Raw genomic sequence first — 24,863 nt, 5'->3', positions numbered from 1 at the left:
TGGTAAATGGGTTAAGCACAGACTCCCATCTCTTGTCTAAGGAGATTCTCTACATGCCCGTATGGGCGCACACCAAACTCATCCATGCAAAAAACCACCTCACGGTGACATTTCCCTCCACGAGCGAGGGATGCACCTTTGGCTAATATAAAATAGAGCTGCCTTACAAAAATAGAAGCAATCACATGATTCGAAGAATCAAAGTCTGGTGTAATCATAAAAATAGCCACTGGTTTATCGAAATAATCCACTGTCGTTACTTGTATATCTTCATTTTCTTCTACTACTTTAAATTCTGTATCACCTGTCTTTTCATCTATTTTTATAATAGAAATAGATGTTTTCTTTTTCTTATTTCCTTTTTCATTAAATTGAATGGTATCCCCAACTTTTATTACTTTCTTAAAATCTAATGCAAAACGTCCTGTAATATCTGATTTGATAGACTCCTTTGAGCCATCCGGAAATACAATTTCTACTCGTTTTCTAGGTGTTGCTCTTCCTTTTATCGTTTTTCCAAAACCGACACGTTTTAAATCCACACTATTTTTTGCTGTCATCTTAGCGATTTCATCAAATGTAAAAATAGAAAGTCCGTTCATTGTTTGGGTGAAAATTCCGCCTCGTGTCGTTCCTTTTGAAAAGTTTGAGGTTGCATATTGCATTTTCGCAACACTATCCGCTGGTAAACCTTCAAAATATAAATCTAATGCATTTTGTGGATCTGCTTTCGGATCTACGATTACCTCTTTTGAACCAAGTTCTGATAACATATTCGCAACTGCATACATTGTGATTTTTTCTTCTGTACCTTCCGCAATACATTTATCTGTAACTGCTAATATCATGGCGTTACACAAACTCATAGCGCACTGTTGCCAAAAAGGATCTTTGACAGTTGGGTTGTAATACAAAGTGTGTGAGAGTGTCTTACATAATGCCTGTGCTGTTGAATAATCTCCATCTTTATAGGCATCTTTAACAAGCTGCAACAAGTTATAACTCATAGAATCAAGTGGACTTAACAAGTTCAAAACTTCAATGTGATACCCTCGCTCTTCCAGCGTTTCTTTCGATGCACTGAAGAGCTCACCTTTTGGATCATTAAAAATTAGGGATGGTTTATGTTCCGCTCTAGAATAGACATCAATTGTAGGAAATACGAAAGTTTCCCCTTTACCAGAGCGTGTTGTACCAATAATTAAGTTGTTTACCGGGCTATCATCAATAAATACCTTGTCACCTAATCGGGAGATAACAACACCACCGCCACCTTTAAATGATTTCTCTCGATCTGGTACAGCTCGGTACTGCTTTTTCAACTCTTCAACTTCTGTAAAGCGACTAGAACCTTTCTGATGATTATTTAAGTTTTTAAAGGAGGATTTCAGCTTATACACCGTTCTCACTATGGTTCCAATCACTACAAGGAAAACAAGCATGTAGTAAATTGGATGCTCTGCAATTGGCATCTGAAAAAGAAATCCTACCTCCATATGAAATGGTTTTGGGTGTAATAAATCACTAAATGTTGTTTCTATCAGTTCTAAAGATAGGTTGAGTAAAAAATTAGCGATTAAAAACATTCCAACAAACAAAAAAGCACTCAATGGAATGAGTACTTCTTTTTCAGCTAATTTATATTTGATTGATATCTTTTCACTATACATATCAAAGCATCACCTCTCTTCAATCTAGCCACACGTATTACTTTTTCAAACCAAATCCCGAATCATAATTATATTTTTCATACTCTGTTATCTTATCGAAATCATTCGTTACATCTAAAGATATGATGTATCGAAATTTCTTAGTAATTTGAGCATCTGTTGGCATTTGTTGAAAACTCGCTATTACTTTTATATCAGAATCCTTCATTTGTTGAAGAAAGTATATAAAATCTTCCTGACATAAATAATTGGTTTCATCTACAATTACATATTCAAATTGTTTAGCTATACTTATCACATCTTCTGTAATTTTAAAATTCCTATATCCCTCATTTGATTCACAATCTAAATATTGTAAAGTTACATGCCCCTCTGTTTGCTTCTCTAATTCTTCGTATTCCTTCAATGGATCTAACACTAAAACTTTTGATAAACTTAAAGCCATTTTCTTCAATTCCCTCGTTTTCCCTGTTCCCACTCGACCTACCACCATTAAACTTTTATCTAGACTTGAAATTTGTACTAAATTTGCACTATTAACAAACATCTATATGACCCCTTTCATTAAAAAAATTAGATTACATGTATTTTTAAATTAAAAAGGTACTCTTTTTATGAGTACCTTTTTGACAATATCAGTTGGTTTTTTCTTTATTTACTCGCTACCATCTTTTCATTTTGTTTCAGAACTGGCTTTTCTTGATTCGTTGGTTTCTCTGAATCTGTTGGTTTTCCCGGTTCTGTTGGTTTCTCTGAATCTGTTGGTTTTCCCGGTTCTGTCGGCTTCTCTGGATTTGTTGGCTTTTCCGGTTCTGTCGGCTTCTCTGGATCTGTTGGTTTCTCTGGTTCTGTTGGCTTCTCTGGTTCTGTTGGCTTCTCTGGTTCTGTTGGCTTCTCTGGTTCTGTCGGCTTCTCTGGTTCTGTCGGCTTTTCTGGTTCTGTTGGTTTCTCTGGTTCTGTTGGTTTCTCTGGATCTGTTGGTTTCTCTGGTTCTGTCGGCTTCTCTGGTTCTGTCGGCTTTTCTGGATCTGTTGGTTTCTCTGGTTCCGTTGGTTTCTCTGGATCTGTTGGTTTCTCTGGTTCTGTTGGCTTCTCTGGATCTGTTGGTTTCTCTGGTTCTGTTGGTTTCTCTGGATCTGTTGGTTTCTCTGGTTCTGTTGGTTTACCTGGATCTGTTGGTTTTTCTGGTTCTGTTGGTTTCTCTGGTTCTGTTGGTTTCTCTGGATCTGTTGGTTTCTCTGGATCTGTTGGTTTCTCTGGTTCTGTTGGTTTTTCTGGTTCTGTCGGTTTCTCTGGTTCTGTTGGTTTCTCTGGATCTGTTGGTTTTTCTGGTTCTGTTGGTTTACCTGGATCTGTTGGTTTTTCCGGTTCTGTCGGCTTCTCTGGATTTGTTGGTTTTTCCGGTTCTGTCGGCTTCTCTGGATTTGTTGGTTTTTCCGGTTCTGTCGGCTTCTCTGGATTTGTTGGTTTCTCTGGATCTGTTGGCTTTTCTGCCCCTGTATTTTCCGTATTACCATTCTCACCTTCCGGTGTAATTGGTGGGTTCACAATTGCATCTGGTTTCTTCTCTGTTGGAAGAATATCTCCTATACTCGCTACTGAAGAATCAATATTTTGATCGCCAAATGCAAAATGATCTCCATTCACGGTGACTTGTGGCTTATTATCTGTAATAGCTGCAATCACATTATCTTTTGCTGTATCTTGAATTGATTTATCTGTCGTTTCTTTATCAAAGAGTGCTAGAACACGAGAAGTGGTGTCATCCCCATTTTGAAGATTACTTACAATAGATTTTTCTTTAAAGTTAATTTTTGATTTATCCAGCTCTTCGAGTACATAAGCAACTTCATTATCCTTACTTTGAATTGCATTCTCTGTAATTGCTTCGAAATCTTGTTTGTTCAGATTTTCTTTCTTTTCCTCCGGCTTATTTTTATCTACCTTTTTTGTAATAGCTGATTTACTTTTTGATGATTCCTTACTTCCAAACCAACTGCACCCTGTCGTACTCAATATCAATGAACCACCAAGAAAAACAATTCCCATTTTTTTGTACAGATTCTCATAATTTAAAGGCATGTTATCCTCTCCCCCTTAGATGTTCTGTAGATCTTTATCAATTTTTTCAATCTTAGCTTTCTTTTCCTCTTCACTTATCGTAGATTGTTGAATATCTCGTTTCTCTAATTCTTTGACCTCTTTCATTACGTTTTTATTTCCTTGCGTTTTGGCAAAAGAATAACAATCTTCATATTTTTTCAGATGTACAAAAGCTTCAACAATGAGTTTTTCACGTCTACCGTCCATATTGACTTTCCCCTTAAGCTTGATTACCTCCTCATATTTCTTATTAAGCGCTGCCTTTTCAAAGTCGATTACATCATTTTTGACATCAATTTCATTGATTTTATTCATGTTGTCTATCCCAATAAAATAAGCAACCACACTCTCTGCAAATTTCGGCTCATATTGTAATGCCTTATTTGCCTTTCCATTTAATAAATAAGTAAATAGAACTGCCTTCTGACTATCTTTATCTAATTCTGTGTAATTGACCTTATCGAAATATTTAACAGCTTCTCCATACTGTTGAATAGCTGCCTGTTGTAATCCTTTTACTACATATTGTTCAGAGCCAGCATTTGCACCCGAAACTGGTTCGGAAGAGAATAACTTAAAGGCAAATATGGCACCAACTCCAATTAACACCACGCTTCCTATGACACTCGCAATAATCTTGAATCCTTTTCTTTTTTCCTTTTCAGGCTTTATTTGTGTTTTCACTTCATCCGATGGACTATACGAGGGTTCTTCCTTCCTTTCTGGTGATTTTTCTTGATATTCATATTCTTCATGAAAAGGAGAATCATTGATTTCTCTTTCTAATGTTTCTAATAGCTCCTTCTTTTGTTCCTCTTGTTCCGGATCTAATTGCATCACATTCATTTTCTTAGAAATGTGATCAAAAATATGATTTGCATATCTCGAACCAAGTGATAACGTTCCGTTATAAATTTCATTAGAATGACCATCTAACAAATCGAAATCAATATGTTCTTGCCGCCCAGCTTCTCTATAAACACGTTCTAATCGTTTAGTTAAGGTATAAGCCTCATGAAACGAATATTGCTTACCCGACTCAATTTCTGTTCCATTGCTACTTTTAAAAATGACAAACATGGCTTCTCCTTTCTTCCGTTTGATTTAAATTTACTTCGACTGATCTCTTGAATTATTATTTTCAGCTTTATTGGTTGTGTACTTATGATAGATACATAAAACAGCAATCAATACCCAAATAACGATGAAGAATATCACAGCTCTTAACATTGCTTCTGGTGTTGGTACTGTCATAATTGGTTGTATATTACCAATAACCGGAACACTTTCAAATACTCTTAGTACCCCCATAATTTCCCTCCCGATTTCTTAATAAAACTCAAATCCCAATGAAAAAAGGCAACAAAAAAAGCCATACCCTTTGCATAGCCTCCTCATTGCCTTATTTATATTTTTTCACTATTTCATCCAGAAAAACGGGAATAAGATTTGACCAAATTTAACATTAGTATTTACGCTTTCCGCCAAGTATTGGCATCCCATTACGATAACGAGTCCGACAGCCCCACCAATAAACCACCAAACACATTTATGTCTTCCTCGTTCTCCACCCCAAATTAATAAATAAGCACCAAAACAAAAAACAATTGCTGTACTAACTATTGCTCCTCTTTGCATCCATGTAATAAATGAAGTACCCGTATTAATTAGACCGTCCATCGCATCACCTAACACTAACATTTGAGATAATGTTTCCAACATTGACATATACATTCACTCCCTTTTCATTTTTAGATGCTTATACGTTACTAAGCTGACTTGGCTCATTTAACTTGCTGTCTTCTTTTACTTCTGTTGATGTTGCTTTATAAGCTTGTAAAGCTTTCATTACTAAATCTTGATTTTCTTCAATGTATTTCTGATGATGTAAATGAAGCCAATGGTTATAATCCTGACCATTGGCTCTTAATAGGTTTGCTACCATATCTTTTTCTTTTTTTAATTCCCTTTGTGTAATCGCCACTATATCACCACCTCGTATGATTAAGTTAGGTTTTTTAGGAATGGGATTCACCTATAAACCCAAGAGTATCCAGCTTTATGAGATACTTATATTTGTAGATAGAGTGTTGCCGATCACCACCTTGAATCCTTGTATTCGATTGAAAGATTGGTACCTCTGTCTAATAAGTAGTTTACGAATGAGTTGGATGTTGATGACCATTGGTCATTCTTCGTATCTCTTACGAGGTAGTAGCGCTTATTAGTTCAGGGGAGGATAACACTATCTAAAAATCATCAAAATAGGGGTGTATACTATGTTCTACTTAGGTATTGATATTGCCAAACACAAGCACTATGCTTCCATCATTGATTCCACTGGGAAACCTATTACCAAGCCATTTCCTTTCCACAATCATAAAGAAGGTGGACAAGCTTTATTAACTTGGCTTTACCAATACATTAGTTCTCCGACAGAACTGTCAATCGGGATGGAGGCCACCGGTCACTATTGGATAGCTGTCTATTCTTTTCTACTAGATCATGGTTTTTCTGTGATTGTACTGAACCCACTCCAAACCAATGCATGGCGAAAGGGGACAGAAATTAGAAAGAGAAAAACAGATGCCATTGACGCCACTATGATTGCCGATGTCATACGATTTGGCCGCTTCCTTGAAACTCCACTCGTAGACGAGAAAATGTTCGCTTTAAAACAACTAAGCCGGTTTCGTAATTCTCTTGTACGTAATATAAGTGATTTAAAACGCAAGGCGCTTGTCGTGTTAGATCAAACCTTTCCAGAATATCAAAGTATTTTCTCTAATGTCTTTGGCAAAACGTCTTCACAGCTCCTAATTGAATATACATCTCCTAGCGATTATGAAAGACTGTCTATTGATGATTTGACACTAATAATTGAGCAAGCAAGTCGTTGCCGACTTGGAAAAAAAACAGCTAATCAACTGATGGAATTAGCCTCAAACTCATTTGGTGTCACCTTTTGTAAAGATGCTTTCTCATTCCAATTAAAAATGTTGATGGAGCAAATCCGCTTTATTGAAACTCAGTTGAGAGAATGTGAGAATCAAATGTCTCAACTATTAAGTGACTTAGATACACCAATCACTACTATTCCGGGTATTGGTCCTATATTAGGTGCCACCATATTAAGCGAGATTGGGGATATAGACCGCTTTGACAAGCCTTCTAAACTTGTGGCTTACGCCGGTATTGATGCCACTATTTCTCAATCAGGTCAATACGAATCAACTGGTATGTCTATGTCCAAACGTGGCTCCTCCCATCTACGTAGAGCATTATTTCAAGCGGCTATTACTGCTTATAAACATGATCCTGTATTAAAAGCTTTTTATGAAAAGAAACGAAATCAAGGAAAACACTATTATGTTTGTATAGGAGCTGTAGCTAGGAAGTTGTGTTATATTGTCTATGCCATTCTAAAGAGTAATAAACCCTATAAAATTCCTCCATTCCCATGCCAGAGATAACTTTTTTATTTTTTGAGACTTCTCAAGGTTTATTTAAGTTACCCTTTTTTAGGGTAAACACTCTTCATTTATATTGTATTTCACGCTTGACATTTCATAGTTGGTCTTTCAATGATTATGTGATTACTTCTGATATTGCTCTTTGCAATTTTGAACAAAATAGGTAACTTCTTTTTCAAGTTCTGAAAGTTTATCAATTGTAAATTTAATCTCTTTTTTCACCTTACCTTTTTCATAATATGCAAGAGTATCCCTTCTTTGCGATAATCCCCAATCATGAGGGTTACTTGTACTTGGAATATCGTCACGATTTTCATCTAAACCTTTTACTTCAATCTTTTCTTTTTCAGCTATTTTTTTTACAAGGAAGATCCAATCTTCACTATGCCTCATGTTAGACGTTAGCATAACAAAACCTGTGCCATCCTCACTCATGAACTTCTTCATTTCTAACGGACTAAGTTCCATTACTTCCCCTTTTCCCGAACTAAAGACAAATGTTGAACCAATACCAATTGCAATTAACAGTCCAACAACAGCGGAAATGATCCACCCTTTACGACTCATACATGTTCCTCCCTATGTCATATTTTTATAAGCGATTTTGAAGTGTGATGAGACACGTTTAAACTTCAACATCTGTCTTTATTTTATAACATTTAAAGGAAAGTGGGATAGAAAATGGAAATATCATTTATGGCTGGAATGACGAACCCTGTATTGGTATGCGTATAGAAACTAACCCCGACCTAGCTTCTATATGCCCAATACCGCACTACGTATTTTGGCATGAACGTAGAACCTTATGTATCTACTGTTTGTATGGTTTATCGCTTCTTTAGAATGTCAAAATGGGATATTCCTCACGATCACTAGCGCAAACAGATTTTTGATACAATGCATTTCCAATGGTCACAGATATGAGTTTTACGTACGCACTCTTCTAACGATAATCGTATACCTAACCCCTCTAGTGACCGTTTCAAGGGAGGCACGCATATATATTGAAAGCCGTATATCATCCTTCTACATCATTACTGAAAGGAAGATATACGCAATATATATCTAAATTGTCAAAGAGCAAATTACTTTGTGCTATGTTCTCAGCACACTTCAAAATCGCTTTTTTTATTTACACTTTTGTTTTACGGCTACTAATTCCGCTTGTTTATGTTTCCTTTTTGCGATCAAGTTTTGATGTTCGTCTCTGACAGAACGCACTTGATAATAAATTTGAGCTACATTTTCAATGCTTCCTGTGTTATTTTCAATTGCGATGGTGCCTTTCAGTTCGTATGTTTTTCCATCAAAAGTTTTGACACTATGAGCTTGTGATGCGGCAATATCATAGAATGTGAGCCTTTGTTCTTTTCTCATATGAACGCCTCCTATTTTTGATAAAGAAGGGAGAAAAGCGCTTCTCCCTTGTATAGTTTTCTAGCCATCTAGATAGGATGAAATAGTGAACGAGTGCTTCATATCATGCTAGGATTGTTGTGTTGTACGAAGTGATAATGCGTTGTGCTGCCTCTTTTCCGTATATGTGCTGTAATGCGGATTGAGATTCAACTACGATTGAATGATGAATGTGGTATGTTGCGCTTTCTTGTAAAAACTGCTCCATATGAGGGATCGGGTACAAATCATATTGATGAAATACCAGGTTAATCGGTCTTATATTCTTGCATTCTGTTAGATACTGAAGAAAATTGGATAATGCTTCTCCTCTCTCTTGATACGTACTTGTTTCCGTTTCTATACTGATATACACAACTGATTTTTTCTTTACATCCATTTCAAGCGTTTCATAACCAGACAGTAAATTATGTTTGAGTATGTGATACCCTTGCTCTTGTTTCTCTTTGTATGTGTCTTCAAAAAAGATACCTTTCGGATCAAAAATGAAAATAAAATCATCATTTGTTTCTTTTACACCTTCTATGACCGATTTATAAGCCCCAAATCGAGCTTTTATCACACCTGCAACCTTTTCCCTTTCATTCATCTCTTTCAACGCTCTAATCACCTTTGTATACTTCTTAGCTACGCCTAACATGTATTGCACTCCTTCCTATTTCATTTTCCTCTTCTGACTACTACTGAAACCAAAAATACTCTTTTTGTTCCTCTTGCTTTTCACGTTGATGTTTTTCAAGAATGTATAGCAAAGTAATAGTTATCGCATCCCTTGTTTCTTTTGAATAAAGACCTAGCTCATGGAAGATATGATAAGCTGGATGCTCATTCTCGAGCGAATTTACTACCTCTACCAAGTTAGCTTCACTCTCATACATTTTTTCCGTGAACTCAATAACTTTTTTCACATCTAGGTAATATAGGTTTTTATGCCGTTGATTCAGATACAAAATACTTCCTGCCAATAATTTTGTAGCGGATTCTATCCAATAATCATGTTGCTTTAATGGTTTCATTACAGTTTGAGCGATTGAAATTGCTTGCATCAATTCTTCAGGTAACCAAGCACTCTTGCGCCGCATAACGCCTTCCCCAGGTTTCCCTAAATTTTTCATTTTACCGACGTAGATTTCTGACATTTTATTTCATCTCCCTCTCGGTTTCTTATATCTTGCTCCCTATCCAAAAAACAACTGTCCAAATGGGAATTACGAGTATACATGCATTACGAAATCCAATAGCAAAACCAAGCGGATTTTCATCTATTTCACTAAAACGAGCTTGGTATTTTGTCATATACTCTTAGTCCTTTCATGATTGAGTTTTCTTGCGATTTCTCACTGCAAATACAGCTCCAATTAAGCCAAGTACGACACATGCAAGACCGATCCATTTTATGTATGGATTTTCGGCTTTACCTCCTGTTGTCGGAAGATACGTTTCAATTTTCTTTGGTGTTTGTTCTAGTTGTGGTTTCATAACAATCTGTTGTGGTTTCTCTAGTTGTGGAATGACAGGTTTTTCGGTTACTTTTGGTTGTTCCGGTACCTGTGGTTGTGGCGCTTCTGGTTGATCTGGTTTTTGTGGTATTTCTGGTTTTTGTGGTTGTTCTGGTTGTGGTGTCTCTGGTGTAGGTGGTGTCGGTTTCTTCTGATCCTTCACCGTGTGCTTAATAATTTGACCATCCTCTTTAATTTCAAAAGGGAATACTTCTTCATTCAGTAAATATCCGTCTGGTGCGAATGTTTCTTTATATGTGTACTTTCCATATGGAAGTTTGAATTTTGCAATGCCGTTTTCATCCGTTTTTCCTTTTGCAACTTCTTTTCCTTGTTCATTAAAGATAGTAAATTCAGCGTTAGGAAGTTTATTGTTGCCATCCGCAATATCTACCTTACTAATCTCCAACTCTCCTGTTATTTTCTTGTTTTTCGCTGTTAGCATGACTGTCTTTCCTTGTTCCGAGATACTAAAAGGAATAGGTTCTTTGTTTAACACATAGCCGATTGGTGCTTGCTTCTCAACAAATGAATATGCTCCAAATGGTAAGTCTTTCACTTCAATCAAACCGTTTTTATCACTTTTGTGTTCACTAATTTTCTTTCCTTTACTATCTTGAAGAACAAACACCGCACCCTCTAATTTTCCACCTGGATTCTCTCCATCTACTTTTAGAAGTTGCACGTTTCCTTTTACTTCTTTATTTTCGACTGTGAAAGGTAAAGTTTTTCCTTGTTCTTTAATTTCGAATGGATATTTTGTTTGATTAAGAAGGTATCCTTCTACCCCTTTTGTTTCAACAAAATAATACTTTCCAAATGGAAGATCCTTCATTTGTGCGATTCCTTGTTCATTTGTAGTTGTTTTTGTAATTTCTTTTCCCTCAGCTGTATACACTGTAAACTCTACTTTTGGAAGAGTTTTTCCGCTGTCACTTAATTTCTTAATTTCGATATTTCCTTTTACCTTCGTGTTTTGTACTGTAATTGTAGCAACCTCACCTGTTTTAACTTCAATTTGTTGTGGTTGCCCATTTAGTACATATCCAGTAGGTGATTTTACCTCTTTAAGAGTATAAGTTCCGATTTCCAAACCGGAAAGGCTTGCTGAACCTTGCTCATTTGTAGTCATTGTGCCTACTTTTTCATTTGCACTGTTCATGACTTCAAATACGGCACCTTGTAGCAATTCTTTTTGTTCTCCCACTTTTACAACTTTCAATCCACCAAGAGATTTCCAGTTTACTTGTAGATCGGCACTTACTTTTTCCTCATTTTTTTCTAAAAGGACTGTTGCATCTTGGACTTTATCTGTTCCTTGATAAGCGACTGCCTGCAAATTAGAAAGATTAGATGTTACTTTTAAGGAAAAGTTACCTGTTTGAGAGGATTTCGGTATTAGAATACGGAATTGTTCTCCTAAATTGAATTGTTGTTTTGCTTCACCTTTTGTTGAAACAACTTTCGTTCCATTCGGTGCATTAGCTAGTTGAACTGTAAATACACCGTTCTTAGCGTTACTTTCAATTTGATACACTGTCGTTTCAAAGTACTCACCGTTTAACTTTGCTTCTTGATTGTCTGTTGGTGTTACATTCATGTACACGTCTTGTGTTTCCTGGCTTGCATTTGCCCCATCAATAATGGTTTTTACGGCTTTTGCAACATTCCCATTGCGATGCTGAACTTCGTTAATGTCAATTTGACCTAACGCTGCCCAAACACTAAGCTGTGTCGCATAATGCGCCTCTTTCCAGTCAGAAACTCCTAATTCTTCTGGACTCTTTTGCGGATATCCATTTAGAAGAACTCGGTACACAACATCATCTGTGCGCCCCATCTCTGGAAGATCATTACCGTTGGGACTTAATTTTCCATAAGTTAAACAATACGCAATTTGCCCATTCGCATTCTTCAGTAGTTCTGTCCGTAACTCTTTCCCATACATGGGACTAAAACTCCAATTCATTTCGTATTTCTCACGATTAATGACTTCAGCACTCGCTTTCGTAAGTGGAAATACAAAATTTAAGACAATTAGAAGCATACTCATGATAATGAGTAACGTTTGATACGATCGTTTCAACATACTAACAGCTCCCTCAAATGATATGCAGTTTTCAAAGATCAGATGTTAAAATTGAATATTCGGACTTTATTTTTCAAAAAAATAACTACAAAATTGTACCTTTTATAGATTGTTCATTTACAATATAAATGTATAATTATTTTTTATGAAAATAATTCATTCCAACTTTGCTCGATAATATGTTGCAAAAAAAAGGTTTTCAACTGGTTCTCCAAAAAAATCCGAAATACTTTTTGCCCGACTAGAAATTAAACCTTTTCTACCCGATTCAACATCATATAAAGTGCTAACTGGGATTTTTGAACCTTTGGAAACCTCATTAATTGTATAACCTTTTAATTCACGAAATTCTCTTAAAACTGTCAAATGTCTCACCCCCTTATTTACAGTTTATTCGTCTTTGAGCCTAAAGTCAACACTTAAAGTTCATATTTAATACACTTTTAGTGTATTTTCCAAAAACTATCTTACTATGCGAAATTGGAGTGATAATTAAAATGACAATCGATGAAAATATTGTAGGGAAAAACATAAAAAAATTAAGAGCTATAAAAGGAGTAAGCCGAAAAGAAATGGCTGAAGATTTAAATGCTACATATAGAACTGTATCTAGCTGGGAAACTGGAGAAAAAACACCACGCTTAAATAAATTAGAGGAAATTGCTAATTATTTAAATGTCAGTGTCCCTTCTTTATTAAAAAATGAAATTCCGGATGAAGACCTCTTAAAAAGTATTAGAGGCGAAGATCCAGTTGAACGTTTAGCCAGACTACTCTATGAACGATACATGAGTGTACCAGATAAACATAAACCTCGTATTGAAGAAGAATTATTAAAATATGCTAGCCAATTAAAAAAGCAAGTTGAACAAGAAGAATAGGAGAACCTCATTCCAGAGGCTCTCCTATTCCTCTTGTTCGTAACTCGCACATAACTCCATAATTTCACTAAAAGTTTGTAAATCAATCGTTTTTACAATCTCTACTATTTCATTTACACTTAATCCTATTCTCCCCATTGCTGCCCCTCCATTTTTTATTTTTACATTGTGAAAAGTAACACAAAAGTTTCATAATTCCACATGTAGATATTTATAAAACAGTTTATAAAATCACAAAAGACACCGTTCAAAACGATGTCTTTTGTAAAAATATAAAGTTTAATAATAAACAGAAAAATCATCCACCTCCACCAGGATCAACCATCATTCTATAAAGCTTATACTGTTTCCCAGAATCTTTAGCTTGTTGGGAGTACTGTTGTGTTTCCATTTTACCTAGTGAACTATTCACTACGGGTAATAACAGTATAGCGGCTACTATTAATACGTATAACTTTTTCACCATTTCCTCACCATCCCTTGACAACTATATTATAATTTCCGAATATTCGTTATATATTACTTCAGCAAATTTCACGTACAAAAAATCATTATTTGCTTTAAACATATCTATAGATTGCTCAATTAAATGTATATCTTTTTTAGCCATTCCTAGATAACATGTTTGAAGTGGCGTTAACATGTTCTTTTTTAATCTAATTTCTTCTAGTATATTTATTGCTTGTTGATATTTTCCTTTTTTGATTAAAAATAAAGCATACTCAGCCGGATGTAATTTATCAAAATCTATTTTATTTAAATCTTTCCACCAAAAGATTCTAATGAAGTTAATATCATTTAGAGCTATATTGTATTTCAAACTACCTTTAGCACCCTTCAATACATTTAACGCTTCTTGAAAGAAATACAAAGATTTCTTATAATCAGAAAACATGAGGTTTTCTCCACTCCTAATATTCAACAAAGCTTCCATGACAGGGAAGAAATTTATATCCTTATGTGTTCTTAATTCTCCATTTTCTCTTACAAATTGTAAAGAATTATTTTTCCTTAATATTGAATAACTCCATAGTTCTTTTACCCAAAATCCGTATAAACTCTTTAAATAAATATTGGTTACTAATTTATCATCCATTATATTATTCTCAACTCTCGACTTATAACCTTCCATTAGTCCAAAATCCCCTAAATCACAAAGAATTAACATACTCAGAATATCACAAAAAATTTCTACATCCGCATTTGAATTTCTAGCTTTTTGGACATCCAAGTACACTTTTCTGACATTTCCCCCTTTCAAGCGGTCGATATATAAATTAAAAATATCTGCAAACCGTCTCATTTCTAAATCCTTGCTCTCTTCACATATTTTAGAGAGATATTCCATTAATACTATGTGATCGTTCAAATGAGCAAGTGCAAATGCAACCTTCACATTTATGTTTAATCTATCGTCTAACGTACCTAAATAATCAATTATTTTTTGTTCTTGTTTATCTTTATCATATGCAAAAATGACATAAGCAATTTTCGAAAAAGTATATACAGATATTTCTTTGTCCTTATTAATCCAATTAGAAATTGTAGATTTAGCAACCCCAATTTCTTTTGAAAGATCAGTATATGTCCTATTTTTAGATGATAAATAATCATCAATTTCTTTGGCTAATTTCTTCATGTATTTTCACCTCGTCTTTTTTCACGAACATTCAGAAACGTACATATAATCAAGAAAATTATACCACATTACCCAAAAACAAGTGTTTGCTCAAATATTAACAGAATTTTCCGTTTATTAATTGCAAAAAATATGAACTTAGGGTGTTGATATTATTCACATACAATTGTAAAATACAAATAACTTATCTATGCACGAAAGTTTTTTAGAAAACAAAAAATAAAACCCCACCGTCCAGTTTTTAATTGGCTTCTAGTTTGGCGACCGGAACCAATTAAAAACTCCTAAGATAGGGTTTTAATTCACACTATAAATATATGTGTTTTTCTATAATATCATACTTGATATTAAAATTATATCATAATGCATATACAATGTGAATATAAAACCCCTGTTTTTCCTGTTTATTTGCGGTGGGAAATATAGGAGGTTTTTTCTGTGTTATTGCACAACTTTTTGCTCAGTCGAGCAAAAGCGGAACTAAGTCCCCACATCAATCACTTATCAAAGAAAACTGGGGCTATTAATCAATCAATTAAGAAAGTTATTACTTATATTGATAATGTTGTCCTAGAATATGAGGGTGTTACTACAAAGGATTACCTCACCAAACGTAAGTATGAAGCTTTAGAAACAGTTTTATCATACCTAGTACAAGAAGGATATTCCCAAGTAAAGCAAGATCATATCAGCAAAAAATCAGGTATTTCAAAACCTCTCATTAACTACGTGTTAACATGGCTGCAAGATCTGGGAGTATGCCAACAAATTAAAGTACGAAGACATGGTAAGATTGCCCCTTCAATTTACATTTTATCCATACATAACAACTATTTAAAAATTATTGAATACTTCAAGATAAAATGGGCTGTAGCAATTGATGTGTGCTCTACTTTCACTGATTTTCTAAGTAAAAAACTCTTTAAGAAAACTGTTGTAGCCAATCACAAAGATATAAAGAATGATATACCAGTCTCGTCTAATTCTGTAGATATTTTCAGCGCAAACAAACAAGCGAAATCAAATACGGATTGTGAATTAAAAGAAAAGAATAACAGATTACAAGATTTAGAAGAATATTTAAGTGAGGATCAGAGAAAGGCTTACTACTACATTTTAAGTCAAGAACTAAATCATCTTAGTGAAAAGGATGCATACACAATTGCTTTAAGGATGCCACCTTATATCGACCGCTATGCTAGATGGGATTTTGAAGAATGTGTGCAATGGTTCCAATACAATGAAGCTCAAAATAGTAATCCCGCACATTTTATAAAAATGTTTGGACAAAAATCAAAACAAAATTGGGAACGAAGAAATCATAACGCAATAGAAAAGAATTCCCTACATGGTACAAATAAAAAAAGAAAATTTCTTTTCTATAATTTCTTAGAAGAGAATAATTAAATTTTAAAAATTATACTAGTATGTAGCCTTGCTTAAAAAAATCAAATATAGCAAGGCTATTTGTCATATCCTCTTATAAAAGGTCATAAACTTGTTATTTTTCGACACAAGAAACTTCAAAATACAAATCATTTTATAGAATCTTTCTATGAAGTCCCGTACAATTTACGTATACGATTAACCGTAATTTATTTATGGATAATTCGTCATTTACTATCAAATTTAATTTGAAATTTACTAAGAGAAAATCCTGAATACCTTGCCAGAGTATGTTTAAAGGCATCATAATTTATTCTAATGTTTTTATTGGTTATACTTATTAAAACAAGATTTATTTAATATAGCATTCTGAAAATCTTTCTGTATTGTCTAATTTTAGGGAATCCGATTAAACTTGCAAAACATATAAATAATTATGTAGATTCCTATTATTGGCTTCCCTAAAATCTGATGAAATTCTATTTGTTTCAAATTAAGCACATTAATATGCTCCCCTTCTTCCCCCACTTCTAATATCATTAGCAATTGAATGCATTCTGAAAAGATGGTCCATACTAATAAATGTGAACTCCTAAATAGGGATTTGTAAAATCATTTCGATCTAAGACTAAACACCTCTAATGCCCGGCAGATTTTGTAAAAGTCTAAGACACCCCCATAAGCCATTCTTGGCGAAGATTAAGCCGTTTTAGGAGCCAGGAATATTACTAGTAATATCTAGAATTATCCCTTTTGACCCTCAATAAAGGACTTATAATTGTTATATATAAGAAACTCAAAATAATTATTCAAGATTTAAATAATACGTACCTTTTAAATCGAGAATTATTATTCACTAGTAAAACGCTACGTAAACGGATAGCATTCAAATAGATTTCCTTATTAACTTTTCATGTATTTTAAATTAAAAGAATATTAACTAGATACTAATTCTATTAATGAAAGCTTTGATTCTTGCACATATATCTAGTAAAATTCTTATATTGGAAACAAACTTCTAATAATAAAATTTCAAGTAATTCTTTAATTATTGTATAATCTAATAAATATTTTCTTGTTTTCAAAGGTGAACGTTATGAAAACGGATAGCGTTTATAATTTAATTAACCTCAATACTAGATACATAGACTAATCTAATACACAAGTATCTGCACAGGAAACCTTTTGAAAGTAATTAAAAATCTTACCTTGTAGCCCTATAAAGATTTCTATTTTTAGAGGAATGATCCTCCTAATAAAGAAAGAATATCTAACACACAAATAATGGAGGTGTGAAGTTTGGAATATGGATATTTTGCACAAGAAGTAGCAAAGCAACTAGATATTAACACTAATACACTTCGTAGATGGTCAATTGAACTAGAAAAAATGGAGTACATATTTGAAAGAAATGAACGTAACCAACGAATTTATTATGAAAATGATATAGATATTTTAAAACAAATGAAGGAATACCTAAATCAAAACTGGAAATTAGAAGAGGCCGCTACACGAAGCATGGATATAGTCGAAGAAAACGCCAAAAAAACGGATAGCGTTCAAGAAGAACCTGATACTGAAGTAACACTTCAGCAACGTTCACAAACGGATATTTCAATAATTCAAGATAAGTTTTCCTATATGTTTAACCAACAAGAAAAAATTGTACAACAAAACCAAGATATTATTAATTTACTATTACAGGAACGCTCAGAAAAGGAAGAAAAAGATTTACAAATTCAGTTACTACAAGAAAAACTGGATAAAACAATTCAATTGTTAAATGAAGATCGCCAAGAGCAACAAGATAACACTAAGAAAACGTTCATTCAACGTTTGTTCAATCGAAACTAATTCGGATATGCATTTTCTATCAAATACATATCCGAATTAGTAAAAAAATAAAAAAAGCGGTAATTACCGCTTTTTTTATTTTTTTAACTCATCTTCACAATGCTGAGTGTACATTTTTCAAAAGGAGTTCCTCTTATATCTTTTTTTAATAGCCATTTAACTTTGAAAGTAAAACATTTTTTTATAATATACATCTAACTAACACTCATCAAACGTTCATATAGCTATACATTTTTACTTAGCTTCATACATACCGTCTTTGTACATTGAAGAGAAGGTAAAGTGATTTAATTTATAATATTATTAATTGAAAAAACCTCAAGAATTCCTGTCTTTTATCATCCTTATCCAAAATACTTTTCTAAATTCAAACGAATCAAAAACATCTTAATCCCTTGATATTAAAAGGCCGAACGCGCCATGAACGCCTAGCGTTCATGCTAAATTCCAGTGTGTATATACTTAAATTCTATATAGTTGTTCCTCAACTCAAATTTTAATTCGATCTTGTATGAAATTTGAAGTATCGGTTGCAATTTTATTGCGTTTTAAGGAAATTTCAGCGTGATCACAATTATATACATATCTCTTTTGCCTTTCCTTTGAATTCCAAATATTCTCAGTATCGTTAATATCAACATATTCATCATACTTTGCAGAAATCAGCAAATTCTTTTATCGATTTTTAGGGAAGATTGACTAGGTTCTATAATTTCCCAACATTTTAATAAATCTTCATAGGAAACTCCATGTTTTTGCAAGTCTTCTTTAATATTTTTACCAGGTCGTGTCTTCCATATTAAGTGCGACATTCGATTAGCATACAATAATGTTACTAATTAAAGCTTTCATTATCGCTAAATAATTGAGCTTTATGAACGCTATTAATAAATTTACATTATACAACCCAAGCAAGGATATCTTAACAACTTATGGTAATGGATTTAATAGCTTATGAACGCATAGCGTTCACGTTTTGCAAAGCGTGAATTTAACGCTTTGCAAGCACTCATACTATATTTTTTTAATCTTGTTGTAATGAAATTATATATTTAATACTTAAAAGATTATCTTCTATATTTTATTATTAAGATAGCTCTTTGTAACACTAGTTTTACAAAGAGCTAAGATATGTTGAAGAGCGTTTACTATATTAAAATTTGGTTGTCATTAAGTACTGATCGTTATTATAGCGTTCAGTATATGTTGCAATGAATCTTTTAACCTTATATATAATGATCCAGCTTTAATTTTAGCAACTAATATATATGTAGTTATAGCTCAGATCTATCTTATCCAGACTTCATTGATATGCCGTCATAACTATATTAATTTGTTGATTAATTCTCGGGATGTTCCTTAAATTATGCTTATTTATTACAAATATAGAATGATAAACTCATTTGTATCATTTAAATAAAACTACAAGGTCAAAATAATGTCCTCCTAAATTTCACAAACAAAGCCTTCTTGATCATCAACTTGTACATCTTTTATCAAACTTTATAAACTACCTTAGTATCAGTCGCATTTCTCTCAAAAAACTCATAAACGTTGATATTAAAAGGATAGTCGCTACAAAAACGGATAGCGTTCACGTAATGTTAAACACTAAAACAACACTTCGATAACGTTTATACGGTAGGGAATTCAGATACATTCTCTAAAACATCAAATTCTCTTGAAAGTATTAAACTTTCAAATCCAACTACTCTATTTGCTAAAAATGAATTTCAACTTAAATAATTGAGTTGGATCATATACAAAATACTCACTCTAATCGATGCTTTCATTATTACTCTCTGAACACTACAACTTAAGCGGCCTATCAGTTATTACTCTAGACCTAGAGAGCAATACCAAACTTTATTATGTAAACTGTGAACTCACATTATATACATGGATCAAAGAAAGCAAAACGCCCTAAATTAGTTTACTTGCTCTATGAAATGACACCTACAAAGAAACAGGAAAAGGATTAACTTATAATTCTTGCTCTGCAGAGCTCACCCAACTAAAAAGGCAAACTGATACGGGAAGCAAGTTGTGGTTGCCAAAATAAGGACGTTAAAAATCTAAAACTTCGTGAGTGGGATTGCTCTTCTTGTATCCCATTTCACGATAAAGATGTTAACGCAGGACCTAAATCTTAGAAACGAAGCTATTCGTCTCTTAATCGTAGGAATCTCCCGCTTCAAACAGTCCGTAAGAACATTAAGTGGTGAGTGGTTCAAGAACGCTATGACAACGTATGCTGTTAATTAAAAATATATCATAACAAAGTTACATTATACACCCGAAGCAAAGATATCTTAGCACCGTATATTAATGGATATAACGACTCATGAACGCATAGCGTTCAATAAGTGTGCAATGAATATCTTAGCCCTATATAACGATACGATTTAGACATAATGATGCAATTTTAATATTAGCAACTAATTTATGTGTCGCTATAGCACAGATCTATATTCTCCAGGTTTCATTGATATGTCGTTATAGATATATTAACTTATAGATTGGTTCTTGGGATGTTCCTTAAAGTATGTTTATTTATTACAAATATAGAATAAGTAGATCGTTTGTATCATTCGCATCCCTCTCAAAAAACTTATAAACGTTGATATTAAAGGGATAATCGCTATGAAAACGGATAGCGTTCATGTAATGTTAAACACTAAAATAACACTTCGATAACGTTTGTGCTGTTAGGGGATTCGGATACACCCTCTAAAACATCAAATTCTCTTAAGAATATTACAAGTTAAACTTTTAAGTTTAACTTTAATTTCTAAATATACCTTAAAGGAATCCTATCAACGAATATAGAAAACTTCTCCAGGACTTATACAAATGAAGTACCAAACATACTATTAACTTTAAAAAAGTAAATCTATCCAATACACTGAAATGAAATATAAAATAAATATCTATTATATATTTATTTTATATTTCATTGGAATAGAATCCCTAACACACCAACTCATAAAATAACATTAATCCTATGAATATTTTAATTATATCCAAAATATATTTATTTTGTATTTTATTGATATCAATTCCTTTCAAACCCTTGATTTCATTCTGATTTTAAGTTATAATATAGTTAATGAATATAAATGAGAAATAAAAATTATAGAGGTGATGTATAATGACAGATTTAAAAGGGAAGAATCTTCATATAGACATTGAAGGCGATATTGGAAACGATTCTTTTAAAGGTTACATCAATGGTGAATACATAAAAATGAAAAACGTATATCAAAGCGTTTACTCAATGCCCAATGTAACTGAAACAAACACTCAAAAAAATGTAATCAATTTAGTAGATAACATGTTTGTAAATATTGCTAGTAAATCAATTAGAAGATCCGGGATGTATTTTATTGGTAATCGAGCAATGCTAACAGGGAAGAACCCAAAAAACATGAACATTAAAGTAGGCCAAAAATATAATGATGATTTACCGTTAATTAATATGCTAGGACTAATTGCAAATAAATCAGTTCAGCTTGAGTGGGAAAGAACTGAACAACTACCACAATCAATTAATGTCACTGTTGATCTTATTTCAGCTATTCCAGCAAGCCAATGGACACCTGTAAATGCTAAGCACCTAGAGCAACGTTTTACTAATTCAAATCATGTTGTAGTTGTTTATGTAGGGGAAGAACAAGTAACGGTCAGCTTAGCATTTAACAGTGCAAGCATTACTCAAGAAGGTGTTCCTCCTTTATATGCAATCCTTGAAGGCGAAGAAGATATGTTTAGTGATTTTATTAAACTATATAAAGACAAACTTGAGGTAGAGACTGTAAAAAAATCATTCTTTAAGAACAAAAAAATCTTGCATAGTGACATTGGAGATGGAACAACTGAGTATATATACACAGTTGGCGTAAATCCAGTAATTGATGCTTGTAGTGGAGAAAGACGTGGAGTTGGGCATGCTACAGAAGAAGCTGTTAAGCTATTAAACCAAGAGCGTGGAACAAACATTAAACGCCAACAATTCTCACAAATCCTTCAAGATCCAGACCATAAATATCATGAAGAAGCAACTGGGTACTTTAATATCACAAAAGTGGAACAGGCTGAACTTATCTTAGAAGATACAGGTGAAAAATATGTAAGTAATACAGCTAGTGAAGCTGAAATTTTATGTGTATATGGTGGGGGAAGTGTTACTTTTAAAGATGAATTATATGACCAATTATTAGAGTACTGTGAGCGAGTGGGTATGTACTTATTATGGATTCCAGAAAAATATGCTGTAGATATGAATGCTAGAGGGATGCAAGTTATCAAGAAAATTCTTACTCGAAAAAAGGTGAGATAATATGTCTGACAAGAAAAGAGAATCTTTCTTTTGGAATCTCAAAAAAATTGAGAACGAGGAATTCTTTAAATGGTTTGAATCTCAAGGAAATATAGCAGATTCATTATATAAACTTGTCTGTTACTTTATTGATAAACATGGCTTACAAGATGTTGGGGATTATAAGATTCAACAACAAATGCAAAGAGAAATCTTGCTTCAAGATAAAGATTTTTTAAATGAGATTAAACGGGTCATATTAAATGATTCAAATCTCATTATCGAAAATGAAGACTCAAGCATCCATACCATCCATAATGAAAGAAAATCTCCTAATGAGAAAATTGAGACTTCTGAAGAGCAATCCGATAATAAAGATGTAAAAAAAGAAGATGTTTCTAAATCTGAAACAAACGTTTTGAATGATGAATATGAAGATCTTGATACAGCAAGTTTATTTGGTAATTAATGCTGTCAACATAACAAAAAGAGTCCTGAGTGATACGGACTCTTTTTTGAGTATTTACGTCAAACATCATATAGAACCAGGTTTATCTTAATAGCTTAGTCCCTCATAACGAGAGAGGGGAACGGTTTCATTTTGTGCACCTGCCTCCACCTTCGTTTCTATGTTCATCCACACTTTCTTAGTTTTGTAACGTTTGACGAGGTCGAGTGTGCTCACACCGAGTTCGAGGGGATAAAGAGAATGACGCTATAAATCCATCGTGAACTACCCGCCACTTAACGTCCTAACGGACTGTCTGAAGTGGGGGGAATTAGTATGTAAATACTCTAAAAAAAAGAGTCCTAGAAATAGGACTCTTTTTTTAGACTTTAATTTTCAACTTACATCTTATCAATAATTAACTGTCGTTTATACCATTGATTTAATTTGCTTCTCGCAGTACCAGAGAGACGTTTTGTTTTTTTATTATAGAATCTAGAAAGAGTAGGCTGTGATATACCTATCTCTATTGAAAGTTCTCGCATAGTTATATTTTTTTTCATATGAATCAACTCTATTTTCTCCCTGATTAGTTGTTCATTTTCATTCGTATCTAATGGTTTTTCTACAATTTTTATTGGATGATTTTCCTCATGTATTGTATCAATTGTTTTCTTTTTCGCTAAGTTTTCCATTGAACTAATTAATTCTTTTGGTGGCAATATTACTATTCCTAACTGTGAATAATAGTTTTTAAACCAATTCTTCTTTGTCAGTTTTTCTTCTTCTAAACCATTATAATATTCCCAATGAGAAATTACTTCTTCTTTTTCTAAATCACTAAGAACATTTTCTAATTGTTCGCGGATACGATTAGGTTTTTGTTTCTGGTTTATACCCATAACTGCTAACAAACCTTTATCTCCACCTATAGAATAAGGTCTTTGTAAGCTAGAAAACATTTGACGGATTCTCCATTGCCATGTCAAATACCGAATTAATCTTTTATGATATTTGTGTCTATAACTATTATATTCAAGTGCCTTCTTTGATAATAGTGCGGTAGTACTATTAGATCCATATAGATATCCGGATAAGAAACTTCCCGGTTTGATTCGGCACGATTCTATCCCCATGTATTCGTTTGTGTTTTTATCTCTCCATAGAACTACGGAATCTAATACAAATAGTCTTTTAATTACCTCGCGTTTTACTTCATAATGCTTACCTGTTTCAGCGCGATCATTTAATACGACTACTTCATTTTCATCATTTAGATATATAAAAATACTCGCTAGGGCTGCAATCCGCTTCGCTACCTTAATTTTATCTTCTACCCTATAATATTCGACACCATTTGCCTTAGCCTTTGAAATACTGCACATTTCTAAAACTTGTTCATATGAAAAATCAATAAATTCATCCGGCGATTTTACTTCATTCAACCATTGAATTGTGATGGTATCTAAACAATCTGCAGTTAAATCATCCATATTACTCATTACGCCATCTACTAATGTATTCCATCTTGCTGTCTCTTCAATATTCGTTAATCTTAGATCTTCATCTTTATGAGAGGAAAGCTGGGCCACTCCATTACTATCCTTTGTTTCAATGGGATATGACTTTAACCGTGTGTTTTCATCTTCTTCAAATTGATTTTTAGCTATTCCATCTCTTAACTTATAATAGACAGCAGAGTTATTTACTTCTAAATAGTTTTCATTCAATATGTTTGCATCTGATTTACTTGTTGCTGTATCCATTATAGTACTAGGTGTCTGATTTTTACGAAACTCTTGTTCAATAAAGACACCTATTGTCTCATGAATGATTAATCTGTAATCATCTATATTTTTAAATATATCTAGAGAAGAAATACCTTTTCTTTGTTGTTGTTCTAGCCACTGTACAAGCATTGAAAATGATGGAGAAAGGTATTTTGAAGTCACAATTTTACTTTGATCTGCTTCAACCTCAACATAATAGGAAACCCATTTATGCCACAATTGCTCATCTTGTTTATACAGTTGTTCTGTTATTGATAGTGCATCTCTAAACAATTGTAGAACGTCTTCCATATAAAT

The 24,863-nt window shown here is 33.3% G+C and carries 21 protein-coding genes and 2 pseudogenes; 7 read left to right on the top strand and 16 right to left on the bottom strand.

Annotated features, from left to right (window positions below; all coding sequences use genetic code 11):
• Nucleotides 1-62 precede the first annotated feature (62 nt).
• From MKY70_RS30305 to MKY70_RS30275, 7 genes and pseudogenes are all read right to left on the bottom strand, one after another.
• Nucleotides 63-1,670 (bottom strand): annotated as a pseudogene (locus tag MKY70_RS30305) (VirD4-like conjugal transfer protein, CD1115 family); the annotation flags it as partial.
• Nucleotides 1,671-1,707: 37 nt separating this feature from the next.
• Entirely contained in the window at nucleotides 1,708-2,217 is a 510-nt protein-coding gene (locus tag MKY70_RS30300; protein WP_341026845.1) for a hypothetical protein, read from the bottom strand.
• 104 nt (nucleotides 2,218-2,321) lie between these two features.
• Entirely contained in the window at nucleotides 2,322-3,752 is a 1,431-nt protein-coding gene (locus MKY70_RS30295; protein ID WP_341074734.1) for a hypothetical protein, read from the bottom strand.
• Nucleotides 3,753-3,767: 15 nt separating this feature from the next.
• Complete coding sequence (locus MKY70_RS30290) at nucleotides 3,768-4,853, bottom strand: hypothetical protein (protein WP_341026842.1); 1,086 nt, start codon at nucleotides 4,851-4,853, stop codon at nucleotides 3,768-3,770.
• Nucleotides 4,854-4,883: 30 nt separating this feature from the next.
• Nucleotides 4,884-5,084, bottom strand: a complete 201-nt coding sequence (locus MKY70_RS30285) for a hypothetical protein (protein WP_341026840.1) — start codon at nucleotides 5,082-5,084, stop codon at nucleotides 4,884-4,886.
• A 108-nt stretch (nucleotides 5,085-5,192) separates the two neighbouring features.
• Nucleotides 5,193-5,501 (bottom strand): hypothetical protein, encoded by a 309-nt coding sequence (locus MKY70_RS30280; protein WP_097826290.1) that lies wholly within the window; start codon nucleotides 5,499-5,501, stop codon nucleotides 5,193-5,195.
• Between the two features lie 31 nt (nucleotides 5,502-5,532).
• The gene (locus tag MKY70_RS30275; protein ID WP_098630160.1) at nucleotides 5,533-5,757 is read right to left on the bottom strand and encodes a hypothetical protein; all 225 of its coding nucleotides are present in this window, start codon (nucleotides 5,755-5,757) and stop codon (nucleotides 5,533-5,535) included.
• 295 nt (nucleotides 5,758-6,052) lie between these two features.
• On the opposite strand from MKY70_RS30275, the gene MKY70_RS30270 reads away from it, so the two are divergent.
• Nucleotides 6,053-7,246: an IS110 family transposase gene (locus MKY70_RS30270; protein WP_016102528.1), complete on the top strand. Its 1,194-nt coding sequence runs from the start codon at nucleotides 6,053-6,055 to the stop codon at nucleotides 7,244-7,246.
• 123 nt (nucleotides 7,247-7,369) lie between these two features.
• On the opposite strand, the gene MKY70_RS30265 is transcribed toward MKY70_RS30270, so the two are convergent.
• The 7 genes from MKY70_RS30265 to MKY70_RS30235 all read right to left on the bottom strand — a co-directional run bounded on the left by MKY70_RS30265 (nucleotide 7,370) and on the right by MKY70_RS30235 (nucleotide 12,616).
• Nucleotides 7,370-7,813, bottom strand: coding sequence for a hypothetical protein (locus MKY70_RS30265; RefSeq protein WP_017674623.1), 444 nt, complete (start codon nucleotides 7,811-7,813; stop codon nucleotides 7,370-7,372).
• A gap of 561 nt (nucleotides 7,814-8,374) precedes the next feature.
• The gene (locus MKY70_RS30260; RefSeq protein WP_113710522.1) at nucleotides 8,375-8,623 is read right to left on the bottom strand and encodes a hypothetical protein; all 249 of its coding nucleotides are present in this window, start codon (nucleotides 8,621-8,623) and stop codon (nucleotides 8,375-8,377) included.
• Between the two features lie 103 nt (nucleotides 8,624-8,726).
• Nucleotides 8,727-9,302 carry a TraM recognition domain-containing protein gene (locus MKY70_RS30255; protein ID WP_340780595.1) on the bottom strand — a complete coding sequence of 192 codons (576 nt, stop codon included), beginning with the start codon at nucleotides 9,300-9,302 and terminating at the stop codon, nucleotides 8,727-8,729.
• Between the two features lie 40 nt (nucleotides 9,303-9,342).
• A complete protein-coding gene (locus MKY70_RS30250; RefSeq protein ID WP_340780596.1) occupies nucleotides 9,343-9,801 on the bottom strand; it encodes a TRAG family protein in 459 nt (152 codons plus the stop codon).
• Nucleotides 9,802-9,826: 25 nt separating this feature from the next.
• Nucleotides 9,827-9,958, bottom strand: coding sequence for a hypothetical protein (locus tag MKY70_RS30245; protein ID WP_309515460.1), 132 nt, complete (start codon nucleotides 9,956-9,958; stop codon nucleotides 9,827-9,829).
• Nucleotides 9,959-9,973: 15 nt separating this feature from the next.
• Nucleotides 9,974-12,250 (bottom strand): SpaA isopeptide-forming pilin-related protein, encoded by a 2,277-nt coding sequence (locus MKY70_RS30240; protein ID WP_340780598.1) that lies wholly within the window; start codon nucleotides 12,248-12,250, stop codon nucleotides 9,974-9,976.
• A 156-nt stretch (nucleotides 12,251-12,406) separates the two neighbouring features.
• On the bottom strand, nucleotides 12,407-12,616 hold the full coding sequence (locus tag MKY70_RS30235) for a helix-turn-helix domain-containing protein (protein WP_340780599.1): 210 nt from the start codon (nucleotides 12,614-12,616) through the stop codon (nucleotides 12,407-12,409).
• A gap of 131 nt (nucleotides 12,617-12,747) precedes the next feature.
• Here MKY70_RS30235 and MKY70_RS30230 point away from each other — a divergent pair, with 131 nt between their 5' ends.
• Nucleotides 12,748-13,131, top strand: coding sequence for a helix-turn-helix domain-containing protein (locus MKY70_RS30230; protein ID WP_340780600.1), 384 nt, complete (start codon nucleotides 12,748-12,750; stop codon nucleotides 13,129-13,131).
• A gap of 487 nt (nucleotides 13,132-13,618) precedes the next feature.
• Here the strand turns inward: MKY70_RS30230 and MKY70_RS30225 are convergent, their stop codons facing one another.
• Nucleotides 13,619-14,770: an AimR family lysis-lysogeny pheromone receptor gene (locus MKY70_RS30225; RefSeq protein WP_340805024.1), complete on the bottom strand. Its 1,152-nt coding sequence runs from the start codon at nucleotides 14,768-14,770 to the stop codon at nucleotides 13,619-13,621.
• Between the two features lie 438 nt (nucleotides 14,771-15,208).
• Between MKY70_RS30225 and MKY70_RS30220 the strand changes: the two genes are divergently transcribed.
• From MKY70_RS30220 to MKY70_RS30200, 5 genes and pseudogenes are all read left to right on the top strand, one after another.
• Entirely contained in the window at nucleotides 15,209-16,177 is a 969-nt protein-coding gene (locus tag MKY70_RS30220; RefSeq protein WP_340780603.1) for a Replicase RepFR55, read from the top strand.
• Between the two features lie 1,278 nt (nucleotides 16,178-17,455).
• A complete protein-coding gene (locus tag MKY70_RS30215) occupies nucleotides 17,456-18,010 on the top strand; it encodes a MerR family transcriptional regulator (protein ID WP_340780604.1) in 555 nt (184 codons plus the stop codon).
• Nucleotides 18,011-20,055: 2,045 nt separating this feature from the next.
• Nucleotides 20,056-20,185: pseudogene (locus MKY70_RS30210) on the top strand (IS200/IS605 family element RNA-guided endonuclease TnpB); the annotation flags it as partial.
• A gap of 976 nt (nucleotides 20,186-21,161) precedes the next feature.
• Nucleotides 21,162-22,349 (top strand): ParM/StbA family protein, encoded by a 1,188-nt coding sequence (locus MKY70_RS30205; protein ID WP_341026833.1) that lies wholly within the window; start codon nucleotides 21,162-21,164, stop codon nucleotides 22,347-22,349.
• Between the two features lies 1 nt (nucleotide 22,350).
• A complete protein-coding gene (locus tag MKY70_RS30200; RefSeq protein ID WP_340780606.1) occupies nucleotides 22,351-22,797 on the top strand; it encodes a hypothetical protein in 447 nt (148 codons plus the stop codon).
• Nucleotides 22,798-23,177: 380 nt separating this feature from the next.
• Here MKY70_RS30200 and MKY70_RS30195 read toward each other — a convergent pair whose 3' ends face one another.
• Nucleotides 23,178-24,857 carry a helix-turn-helix domain-containing protein gene (locus MKY70_RS30195; RefSeq protein WP_341026830.1) on the bottom strand — a complete coding sequence of 560 codons (1,680 nt, stop codon included), beginning with the start codon at nucleotides 24,855-24,857 and terminating at the stop codon, nucleotides 23,178-23,180.
• Nucleotides 24,858-24,863: the final 6 nt, after the last annotated feature.

The organism is Bacillus sp. FSL R9-9492, assembly GCF_038007365.1.
Classification (GTDB): Bacteria; Bacillota; Bacilli; order Bacillales; family Bacillaceae_G; genus Bacillus_A; species Bacillus_A mycoides.
Note: the sequence above shows the minus strand (reverse complement) of the source record. Positions and strands in the feature narration are given on the sequence as shown.

Coding starts and splice junctions, on each gene's coding strand:
- MKY70_RS30250 (WP_340780596.1), bottom strand. CDS start 9,801: ATGTCAGAAATCTACGTCGGTAAAATGAAAAATTTAGGGAAACCTGGG.
- MKY70_RS30200 (WP_340780606.1), top strand. CDS start 22,351: ATGTCTGACAAGAAAAGAGAATCTTTCTTTTGGAATCTCAAAAAAATT.
- MKY70_RS30270 (WP_016102528.1), top strand. CDS start 6,053: ATGTTCTACTTAGGTATTGATATTGCCAAACACAAGCACTATGCTTCC.
- MKY70_RS30255 (WP_340780595.1), bottom strand. CDS start 9,302: ATGTTAGGCGTAGCTAAGAAGTATACAAAGGTGATTAGAGCGTTGAAA.
- MKY70_RS30205 (WP_341026833.1), top strand. CDS start 21,162: ATGACAGATTTAAAAGGGAAGAATCTTCATATAGACATTGAAGGCGAT.
- MKY70_RS30245 (WP_309515460.1), bottom strand. CDS start 9,958: ATGACAAAATACCAAGCTCGTTTTAGTGAAATAGATGAAAATCCGCTT.
- MKY70_RS30280 (WP_097826290.1), bottom strand. CDS start 5,501: ATGTCAATGTTGGAAACATTATCTCAAATGTTAGTGTTAGGTGATGCG.
- MKY70_RS30290 (WP_341026842.1), bottom strand. CDS start 4,853: ATGTTTGTCATTTTTAAAAGTAGCAATGGAACAGAAATTGAGTCGGGT.
- MKY70_RS30265 (WP_017674623.1), bottom strand. CDS start 7,813: ATGAGTCGTAAAGGGTGGATCATTTCCGCTGTTGTTGGACTGTTAATT.
- MKY70_RS30300 (WP_341026845.1), bottom strand. CDS start 2,217: ATGTTTGTTAATAGTGCAAATTTAGTACAAATTTCAAGTCTAGATAAA.
- MKY70_RS30195 (WP_341026830.1), bottom strand. CDS start 24,857: ATGGAAGACGTTCTACAATTGTTTAGAGATGCACTATCAATAACAGAA.
- MKY70_RS30230 (WP_340780600.1), top strand. CDS start 12,748: ATGACAATCGATGAAAATATTGTAGGGAAAAACATAAAAAAATTAAGA.
- MKY70_RS30225 (WP_340805024.1), bottom strand. CDS start 14,770: ATGAAGAAATTAGCCAAAGAAATTGATGATTATTTATCATCTAAAAAT.
- MKY70_RS30260 (WP_113710522.1), bottom strand. CDS start 8,623: ATGAGAAAAGAACAAAGGCTCACATTCTATGATATTGCCGCATCACAA.
- MKY70_RS30285 (WP_341026840.1), bottom strand. CDS start 5,084: ATGGGGGTACTAAGAGTATTTGAAAGTGTTCCGGTTATTGGTAATATA.
- MKY70_RS30240 (WP_340780598.1), bottom strand. CDS start 12,250: ATGTTGAAACGATCGTATCAAACGTTACTCATTATCATGAGTATGCTT.
- MKY70_RS30295 (WP_341074734.1), bottom strand. CDS start 3,752: ATGCCTTTAAATTATGAGAATCTGTACAAAAAAATGGGAATTGTTTTT.